We start from the raw sequence: 8,784 nt of genomic DNA on the forward strand, positions 1-8,784 counted from the left end.
CCTTCCGGGCCCGCCCCCGTCGTACCGTGACCGCATGACGCCGCCTCCGCCCCCGTCACCTCCCTCACCTGCTCCCTCGCCGTCCTCCTCGCCCGCCGATCTCGTCATCACCGGCTGCACCGCCCTCGTCCACGACGAGCACGAGGGCATCGCCTTCGTCGAGGACGCCGCGATCGTCGTGCGGGACGGGACGATCGAGAGCATCGGGCCGCAGTCCGAGACGGCCGTCGTCGCCACGGCCGAACGCATCGACGCCCGGGGCCAGGTCGCGATGCCCGGACTGATCAACTGTCATACGCACACACCGATGGTCGCGCTGCGTGGCATCGCCGAGGACATGCCGGCCGAGGAGTGGTTCAACGACGCCATCTGGCCCGTCGAGTCCAATCTGACGCCCAGGGACGTGGAGTTGGGGGCGCGGCTGGCCTGCGCGGAGATGATCCGGGGCGGCGTGACCTGCTTCGCCGACCACTACTTCTCGATGGACACGGTCGCCGGTGTCGTCGCCGAGACCGGTCTGCGCGCCCATCTGGGGGAGGCGTTCTTCTCCTCGCTCGGCGTCGAAGGGCGGGAGCGGTCGCTGGAGTTCGCGCTACGGCACCGGGGCGCGGCCGGTGGTCGTGTCACCACCGCGCTCGCCCCGCACGCCCCCTACACCGTTGACGACGCCGACCTCGCCGCCACCGCCGAGCTGGCCCGCGCGCACGGCCTCCCGGTCCATCTGCACGCCGCGGAGAGCCGCGACCAGACCGACAACAGCCTCGTCCGGTACGGCGTCACCCCCATCGAGGTCCTGGAGCGCACCGGACTCCTCGGCGTCGACGCGGGCGTGCTGATCGCGCACGGTACCGGCATCGTCGCGCGGGACCTGCCGGTGCTGGAGCGGGCGACCGGGCCGGTGGCCGTCGCGACCGCGCCCCGCGGTTACCTCAAGTTCGCCTGGCCCACCACCCCGGTGCGGGAGCTGCGGCGCATCGGCGTCCCCGTCGGGCTCGCCACGGACGGCGCCGCCTCCAACAACTCCCTCGACGTGTGGGAGTCCATGGCGCTGACCGCGCTCGTGCAGAAGTCGACGGAGGGCGATCCTCGCTGGCTGACCGCCCGGCAGGCGCTGCACCACGCCACGCTGCAGAGCGCGCGGGCCGTCGGGCTGGGGGAGCGGATCGGCAGCCTGGCGCCCGGCCGGCGCGCCGACATCGTCCTCGTCGACCTCACCGGCCCGCACACCCAGCCCGTGCACGACCTCGCCGCCACCCTCGTGCACAGCGCCCGCTCCGCCGACGTCCGCACCACCGTCGTCGACGGCCGCGTCCTGATGCGGGACCGTGAGCTGCTCACCGTGGACGTGGCGGCGACTGTGCGCGAACTGGAGGACCGGCTGACCGCCCTCACCGACCGAAGCCACGGCGGACGCATCCAGGACTACGACGCGCCTCCCGCGTGAGCGCCCGCACGAATCCGCCCGGAAGGGCCGCATGAGGTGGGCCGGTTCCGGTACCCGACGTACGCGTTGACCATGAGTGAACCGCCACCCACGCACGGTGAGAGGAGTCGCCGTCACGACGCGTACGGGAGATGGCACGGAAAGTCACCGGAAGGTGTGGTTTCTGCGAGGTATCTCTCGCTTCGGCGTTGACCGCGTGTCAACTACGTCTCAGTAGCGTCACTGGAAGAGTCGTTCAGGCCATGGTTGGCGTTTAACTCTACGAGGACAGCGCTACACGGAGGTACAAGGTGGACGTGCGAACGGTGCTGGGACGCTTTCCCGCCGGTGGGCCGCGCGGCTCGTGGCCGGCGGAGGAGTTGGCGCACGCTGCCCGCCAGGAAGGGCAGCAGGCGGAAGTCGTGATGGACATAGCGACGGACATGTTCCTGGTCATCGTGCGCGGCGCCGACACCGCCGCGGCCGCCCCCGCCTGAGTCGTACCGACAGAGTCGTACCGCCTGAGTCGTTGGGCCTGCGTCGTACTGCCCGAGTCGTACCGCCAGCGTCACCCCGCCTTCGGAGCGGGCACCTTCGCCGCCGGGACCTCGACCGCGAACTGCTCCGCCTGGAGGGCGTACAGCTCCGCGTACACCCCGCCCCTGGCCAGCAGCTCCTGCGGCGTGCCGGACTCCACGAGTCGGCCCTGGTCGAGGACGTGCACCAGGTCGGCATGGCGGACGGACGCCAGCCGGTGCGTGATGAGGACGACGGTCTGCCCGGTCCCGGCCAGGGCGCGGATCTTCTCGAAGACCTCCAGCTCGGCCCGCGCGTCCAGGGCGGCGGTCGGTTCGTCCACGATGAGGATGCGCCCCCGCCGGTACGCGGCCCGTGCGATCCCGAGGCGCTGCCACTGGCCGCCCGACAGCTCGTGCCCGCCGCTGAACCCGCGGGCCAGCAGGGTGTCGAGGCCGCGTGGCAGGTCCTCCACCACGTCCTGCGCCCCCGCCTCGGCGACCGACGCGGCGAGCCGTTCCTCGGTGAGCGGTGCGGAGGGGCGACCGATCGCCATGTTGACGCGGGCGGTGAAAGGCCACCGCTTGAAGTCCTGCGCGACCATGGCGATGCGCTCGGCGAGCTGGTGCCGGTCGGCGGCCGCCGCGTCCACACCGTCCCACAGGATCTTGCCCCGGTCGGGGGTGTACAGCCCGGCCAGCAGCTTGACCAGCGTCGTCTTGCCCGAACCGTTCTCGCCGACGAGCGCCACGATCTTGCCGAGCGGCACGGTCAGCGTCACGTCGTCGAGCGCGGGCCGGGTGGACTTCCCCGGATAGGTGAACGTCACGTTCTCCACACGGATCTCGTGCGGGTCCTCGGGCAGCGGGTCGCCCCCCACCGGGATCGCGCGCTTGGCGGCCTCGACGTACAGGCGTTCCATGTCGCCGACGAAGAGGGCCTCCTCGTGCAGGGAGTTCACCTCCAGGACGAGCGTGTCGAGGCTGGCGGAACCGGTGCGGATCGCGATGACCGCCGTACCGGCCACGGACAGCGCCATCGCCCCACCGAGCAGCAGACCGCCCAGCGTCGCGTACGTCGCCACGGTGGCCAGCCCGGTCCACACGGCCGCGTACAGCCCTGTCCGGGCCGCGAGCCGGGCCAGGCGCGCCTGCTCGGCCTCCGCGGTCTCCGACATGGAGCGGAAGTGACGCAGCAGGAACGGGCCCACTCCGTGCACCCGGATCTCCGGGGCGGCCTCCGGCTCGATCAGCAGGGAACCGATCAGATAGCCCGCGCGCGCGTGCTGCACCCAGGCGTGGAACGACGCGTAGCGGCGGCGGGCGATCGTCAGGGCGCTCCACGCGCTCGGCAGCGTCATCGTCACGAGCAGCGGCAGCAGGGCCGGATGCAGCACGGTCAGCACACCGGCCGCGGCGATCAGGGAGATCAGCGCGTTCACCACGCGCGCGGAGTAGCTGATCATGCGGCGGGCCGACTGGGCGCCGTACTTGGCGGTGTCGAGCAGTTTGTGGAAGCCGTCGTCCTCGATCGCCGACAGCTCCACGGCCGCCGCCCGCTCCAGGTACAGCTCCGTCGCGACCCGCTCCACCTTGGGTTCCAGACGGCCCGTGGCATACGTCGAGGCGGCCCGCAGCAGGGTGGCCACGAGGGTCACGGCGGCGATGGTGATCAGTGCGGGAGCGGCTCCCCGTAACCGCTCCTCGACCGTGTCGTCCGCCATCAGCCGGGCGAGGATCGTGTTCACCGCGAGGAGGCTCACCGCCTGGGCGAGGCCGCGGCCCGTCTCGGCGGCCAGCACGATACGGGCGGCGCGTCGGTCCGCGCGCCAGGCCAGCCGGAAACTCGACGCCAGCAGCGACGGCAGCCGGCGCACCATCCCGCGGAAGTCCAGCTCCAGGAACGCGTCCGCGTGCTGCGACCAGCCCATGTCGTAACGCAGCGGCCCCCCGAACAGCAGCTGCTCCGACTCCGACGTCTCCGGCTTCACCCTGTCCCGCGCCTTCCGCACCCGCGCCCTCCCCGGAGTCGTCGCCGACGGCCACTATGGCCCCCAGCCCAGCCCCGAACCAGGGCGCACGGGAGCGCCCCTTCGTCCCCCCGGAGCACGCAGGGCGCTCGGAGTCAGAAGAGAGTGCGCCGCCAGAAAACTCGGAGGCGGAGGCTCGGGAGGGGCCCCGGCGGGCCACGAGAGGCCCCGGCGGGCCACGAGAGGACTCGGCGGGCCACGAGAGGACTCGGCGGGCCACGAAAGGATCCGGCGGGCCACGAAAGGATCCGGCGGAACGCGAGAGGGTTCCTGCGGACCGCGGAGAGGACTCGGCGGGCCATGAGAAGGGGCTCGCGGCGAAACGCGCGAGGACCCGGCGGACCGTGAGAGGGTTCGGCGGACCGCGAGAGGGGTGGGCGGGCTGTGAGAGATTCGGCGGCTTGAATGGAAGCGGCTGGTGACCCCGAGGAGGGCCGAAGGCTCTCCAGGGGCGCGGGGAACTGCGCGACCAGCCCCACCACACCCGCACCCGCCCACGAGCCAGCACACCCCCACCCGGAAGGCGCACTCGACGCACAACAGACGCAGCCTCCGGCTAAAGCCGAACCGCCGCAGCGCCTAATCCCTCAAGCCGTCATGGTCCGCGACCACGCCGGCGTCGTCCCCGTCACCCGGCACACCGCCAGGTACAGAGGTATAGGCGGCGTATAGGGAATCGTCCCCTCCGGCCGGTGGATCAGCGCGGCCGAACCGTCGGAGACCAACGCTCCGGTGGTGTACCGCGCCGGCGCCGGCCACTCCAGCGCATAGTCGGAGTCGGCCGGAACGAGCCACCACCAGTGGTCCCGGTCGGCGTAGACGCAGCCGACACGGGGCAGCCGGGGCAGCACCAGCGGGCCGATGTCCGCCGGGACGGCGACGGCATCGCAGCCCATGGGTGTGGTCATGCCCTCGGGCAACGGGATGGGGCGGGGCGTCGCGACGGGCCGCTGGGCGCGGCGCAGGCGGGTCAGGGTGTCGAGGCTCACCACGCGGGCCACTCTGCCCCCACCGGCGGCACCGGTGGGGCCGATCGACGCGCTCACACCCATTCGGCCCCCGTCCTGCTCCGTTCGGGCATCGAACTGCCCCTATCGGGCATCGAACGGTCCTCGATCCGCGGCCCCGCGCGGTGGCAGGCGTCCGCCTCGCCGCCGCGGTCGTCGTTCGGCGGCTTCTTCGCGCCCCAGCCCAGGTCGGCGCGGGCCGCGGTGGCCGCGTCCAGCACGCCGCGGGGGACGTCGGCCCAGACCAGCAGGCCCATGCCGACGGGCTGGGCACCCCAGGAACGACAGAGGGACTCGATGAGCAGCAGCCCCCGGCCGTGTTCCTCCTCGGGACGCTGCGGCGAGGGGTGCGGCTCGCCGGGGGCGCAGCCCTCGTCGCGTACCGCTATCCGCACCAGGTCGTCGCCGTCCTGCAGCTCGCAGACGATCTGGGCGCTCGCGGTGTGCACGATCGCGTTGGTCACCAGCTCGGACACGACCAGGGCCGCCGTGTCGCAGGTGTCCTCGCACAGGGCCCAGCCGGTGAGCTGGGTACGCGTCACGCGCCGGGCCTGTGCCACGGCACCCGGGTGCGCGGCCAGCTCGAAGCGAAACCGGCGGTCGGCGGTGGTCTCGGGGCGCGCCCCGGCGGCCGGACCGGGACCGAGGCGGTCACCGGCGGCGTCTGTTCCTAACGGCGCAGGGGGCGGAATCACGCTTGCCACTATCGCCGCGCCATGAACACTTGGCAAGTGTCACTCTGAAAATTGCAGAGTGCCGTATGACTCTCTGAACGGTCATGGCACACTGCACGCAACAGCACGTGTAGCGGCGCCAGTTGGAAATCCCTCGCACAACGTTCACATGTACGCACAGTGTCCGTATGTATGCGGAAACGCATGTGAGCTGCGGACTTCCGGATGGCGCCGCCGGGCTGTGGGGACCAGGTGTACGGGGTTCGTGTCGGGCTTTTCACGGTCGGATGGAGTTGCGAGATGAGCGAGCCGCGGTCCGCGCCGACGGTCGGCCAGGTGGTGCTCGGCCGGCGTCTGCTGGATCTGCGCGAGCGCGCGGGCATCCGGCGGGAGGACGCCGCGCGCATCCTGCACGTCGCGCCGGCCACGGTCCGCCGTATGGAGACCGCCGAGGTCGCCCTCAAGATCCCCTACCTCCAGCTCCTGCTGAAGGCGTACGGCGTCGGCGACGAGGAGGCGGAGATCTTCGTCCGCCTCGCGGAGGAGGCCAACAAACCCGGCTGGTGGCAGCGGTTCCACGACATCCTGCCGAACTGGTTCTCCATGTACGTCAGCCTGGAGGGCGCGGCCGCCCTCATCCGCAGCTACGACCCGCACTTCGTCCCCGGCCTGCTGCAGACCGAGGGCTACGCGCGCGCGGTGATGGTCTCGGGCGCCATCGGCCAGACCAGACCCGACGACATCGAACGGCATGTGGCCCTGCGCATGCAGCGGCAGGAACTGCTCACCCGTAAGGACGCCCCTCGGCTCTGGTTCGTCATGGACGAGACCGCCCTGCGCCGTCCCGTCGGCGGACCGGACGTCATGCGCGCCCAACTCGACCGACTGCTGGAGGTCACGGAGCTGTCCCATGTGACGGTGCAGGTCACCACCTTCGACACAGGACCCCATCCCGGTACGTACGGGCCGTTCGTCCTGTTCCGTTTCGCCATGCCCGAACTCCCGGACATGGTCTACAGCGAGTACCTGACCGGCGCCGTCTACCTGGACGACCGCTCCGAGGTGGCGACCCACCTCGAGGTCATGGACCGCATGGCGGCGCAGGCCGCCACGGCACAACGCACGAAGGAGATCCTCCGGGATCTCCGCGAGGAGCTCTGAAGACACCGAATGGATCGCATCAAGCCGCAGTCGCGCACGCACTCGCAGTCGCACATCCGCGTCTACAACGGAATGCCCGCCCGGGAGCTGGGCAGCGAAGGCTGGCACAAGCCCTGGAGCGGTGGCAACGGCGGCAACTGCCTGGAGGCGATGAAGCTCGCCGACGGCCGTATCGCCGTACGGCAGTCCACCGACCCCGACGGGCCGGCCCTCATCTACACGCCCGACGAGATGAACGCCTTCATCCAGGGGGCCAAGGCGGGGGTGGCCGACTTCCTGCTCTCCTGACTTGTTGCGCACTCCCTGTTGTTCAGCCGATCCCCCTATGTTGGCCCTGAATTGATCATTGACTGCTGCAGAACCTTATGGAGTTCGTCATGAGCGGGCGGCCCCCCGTCGAGATCGACACGAGCAGCCCCCACCCCGCCCGGATGTACGACTGGTACCTCGGCGGCAAGGACAACTACCCGGTGGACGACGCGATGGGCCGGCAGATGCTGGCCCTCGACCCTCGTGTGCCGGTGATGGCACGCGTCAACCGCGCCTTCATGCACCGGTCCACGCGGTGGCTGGCCCGGAACGGCGTACGGCAGTTCCTCGACATCGGCACCGGGATCCCCACCGAGCCGAACCTCCACCAGATCGCCCAGGAGGTCGCCCCCGACGCGAGGGTCGTCTACTGCGACAACGATCCCATCGTGCTGGCGCACGCGGCGGCCCTGCTGCGCGGTACCCCCGAGGGGCGGACCGAGTACCTCCAGGCCGATGTGCGGGACCCGGACGCCGTCATGGAGGGCGCCAGGAAGGTGCTGGACTTCGGCAGGCCCGTCGCGCTCTCCCTGATCGCGCTGCTGCACTTCGTCTCCGACGAGGACGGCGCGCACGACCTGGTCCGGCGGCTGACGGCCGAGCTGTCCTCCGGCAGCTATCTGGTCGTCACGCACGCGACCGGCGACTTCACCCCGGAGGAGTCGAAGGCGGCCACGGAGAAGCTCAAGGCCGCGGGCGTCCCCCTCGCCCTGCGCTCCCGAGAGGAGTTCACCCGCTTCTTCGACGGCTTCGACCTGGTCGACCCCGGCGTCGAGGTCCCGCACCAGTGGCACCCCGAGCTGGGCGACCCGGTACCCGGCCAGGACGACGGGGTCATTCCCGGGTACGGGGCGGTGGCACGCAAGGTCTGAGACGGGCGCGCGAGGCATGTGTAAGGGGCGGTCGCCCATTGCGACCGCCCCTTACACGTGCCCCCATGACCCTGTGGGCAGGGCCGCAGGTGCGAGGGCTACAGGTACGACCAGATACGGCGCGGCGCGTCCACGAGACGGCTGAGGGTGACCACCGACAGCGGCGGCTTCTCGGTCGCCCTCTCCCGCTCCAGGTTCACCCCGTAGTAGATCTGCTCGATCGACGGCGGCCCGACCGAGAGGTTGCGCCAGACCGCGGCATCGGCCCCTTCCTGCCCGGTCCTGACGAGGTACGCCGCCGCCATCGTCCCCGTACGGCCGACGCCGGCGCCACAGTGCACGAACACCGGCCCGGAGCTCCGGGACACGGTGTCGAGCAGCCGCTGCACCTGGTCCGGACTCGGCGTCTGCCCGTCCCGCATCGGCAGGCGTACGACGTCCAGCCCCGCCTCGCGCGGCTCGGCGAGCTGCGCCGCGGACAGGTTCTCGGCCCGCAGGTCGACGACCGTGGCGAAGCCGAGGTCGGAGAGCGCCCGGTAGCCGGCGGGGGAGGGGGCCGCCCCTCGCCACAGCTTGCCGGCCGTGCCGACGGGCTGGAAGTTGTGGATGCCCTGCACGGCACGGGTACCGGCGGGTGGCGCGGCCGACTCGCGCGCGACGTACGACACGGCCAGGATCCCGAGCGTGCCGGCGGCCCACAGGGCGAAGTAGCCGAGCAGGACGCCGACGACGATGTGCGCGACCCGGCGGCGCAGCGAGCGGGGGCGGGTGCCGGGGCGCGCACATCGTCGTC

Annotated in this window: 9 protein-coding genes; 5 read left to right on the top strand and 4 right to left on the bottom strand. The window is 71.5% G+C overall.

The window, feature by feature from the left end; all coding sequences use genetic code 11:
• The first annotated feature begins 34 nt into the window (after positions 1 to 34).
• Both AOK23_RS27240 and AOK23_RS27245 read left to right on the top strand, forming a co-directional pair.
• On the top strand, positions 35 to 1,444 hold the full coding sequence (locus AOK23_RS27240) for an amidohydrolase (protein WP_055715266.1): 1,410 nt from the start codon (positions 35 to 37) through the stop codon (positions 1,442 to 1,444).
• 290 nt (positions 1,445 to 1,734) lie between these two features.
• On the top strand, positions 1,735 to 1,920 hold the full coding sequence (locus AOK23_RS27245; RefSeq protein WP_055523163.1) for a hypothetical protein: 186 nt from the start codon (positions 1,735 to 1,737) through the stop codon (positions 1,918 to 1,920).
• Positions 1,921 to 1,991: 71 nt separating this feature from the next.
• On the opposite strand, the gene AOK23_RS27250 is transcribed toward AOK23_RS27245, so the two are convergent.
• From AOK23_RS27250 to AOK23_RS27260, 3 genes are all read right to left on the bottom strand, one after another.
• Positions 1,992 to 3,950: an ABC transporter ATP-binding protein gene (locus tag AOK23_RS27250; RefSeq protein WP_055715267.1), complete on the bottom strand. Its 1,959-nt coding sequence runs from the start codon at positions 3,948 to 3,950 to the stop codon at positions 1,992 to 1,994.
• A gap of 605 nt (positions 3,951 to 4,555) precedes the next feature.
• Complete coding sequence (locus AOK23_RS27255; protein ID WP_055715268.1) at positions 4,556 to 5,020, bottom strand: hypothetical protein; 465 nt, start codon at positions 5,018 to 5,020, stop codon at positions 4,556 to 4,558.
• Positions 5,011 to 5,706 (bottom strand): ATP-binding protein, encoded by a 696-nt coding sequence (locus tag AOK23_RS27260; protein WP_420823756.1) that lies wholly within the window; start codon positions 5,704 to 5,706, stop codon positions 5,011 to 5,013. Before AOK23_RS27260 ends, AOK23_RS27255 begins: the two co-directional genes overlap by 10 nt.
• Before the next feature lie 243 nt (positions 5,707 to 5,949).
• Between AOK23_RS27260 and AOK23_RS27265 the strand changes: the two genes are divergently transcribed.
• The 3 genes from AOK23_RS27265 (at position 5,950) to AOK23_RS27275 (ending at position 7,991) form a co-directional block, all read left to right on the top strand.
• Entirely contained in the window at positions 5,950 to 6,810 is an 861-nt protein-coding gene (locus AOK23_RS27265) for a helix-turn-helix domain-containing protein (protein WP_055715269.1), read from the top strand.
• 9 nt (positions 6,811 to 6,819) lie between these two features.
• Entirely contained in the window at positions 6,820 to 7,098 is a 279-nt protein-coding gene (locus tag AOK23_RS27270) for a DUF397 domain-containing protein (protein WP_055715270.1), read from the top strand.
• 77 nt (positions 7,099 to 7,175) lie between these two features.
• Entirely contained in the window at positions 7,176 to 7,991 is an 816-nt protein-coding gene (locus AOK23_RS27275; RefSeq protein WP_055715271.1) for an SAM-dependent methyltransferase, read from the top strand.
• A 98-nt stretch (positions 7,992 to 8,089) separates the two neighbouring features.
• Here the strand turns inward: AOK23_RS27275 and AOK23_RS27280 are convergent.
• The coding region (locus AOK23_RS27280) for a protein-tyrosine phosphatase family protein (RefSeq protein WP_420823757.1) at positions 8,090 to 8,784 on the bottom strand (695 nt) is incomplete at its 5' end.

It is taken from the genome of Streptomyces torulosus (assembly GCF_001419765.1).
GTDB lineage: Bacteria > Actinomycetota > Actinomycetes > Streptomycetales > Streptomycetaceae > Streptomyces > Streptomyces torulosus.

Bases quoted from the DNA above. Each gene is read 5' to 3' on its own strand.
- AOK23_RS27240 (WP_055715266.1), top strand. From the start codon at position 35: ATGACGCCGCCTCCGCCCCCGTCACCTCCCTCACCTGCTCCCTCGCCG.
- AOK23_RS27255 (WP_055715268.1), bottom strand. From the start codon at position 5,020: ATGGGTGTGAGCGCGTCGATCGGCCCCACCGGTGCCGCCGGTGGGGGC.
- AOK23_RS27265 (WP_055715269.1), top strand. From the start codon at position 5,950: ATGAGCGAGCCGCGGTCCGCGCCGACGGTCGGCCAGGTGGTGCTCGGC.
- AOK23_RS27270 (WP_055715270.1), top strand. From the start codon at position 6,820: ATGGATCGCATCAAGCCGCAGTCGCGCACGCACTCGCAGTCGCACATC.
- AOK23_RS27275 (WP_055715271.1), top strand. From the start codon at position 7,176: ATGGAGTTCGTCATGAGCGGGCGGCCCCCCGTCGAGATCGACACGAGC.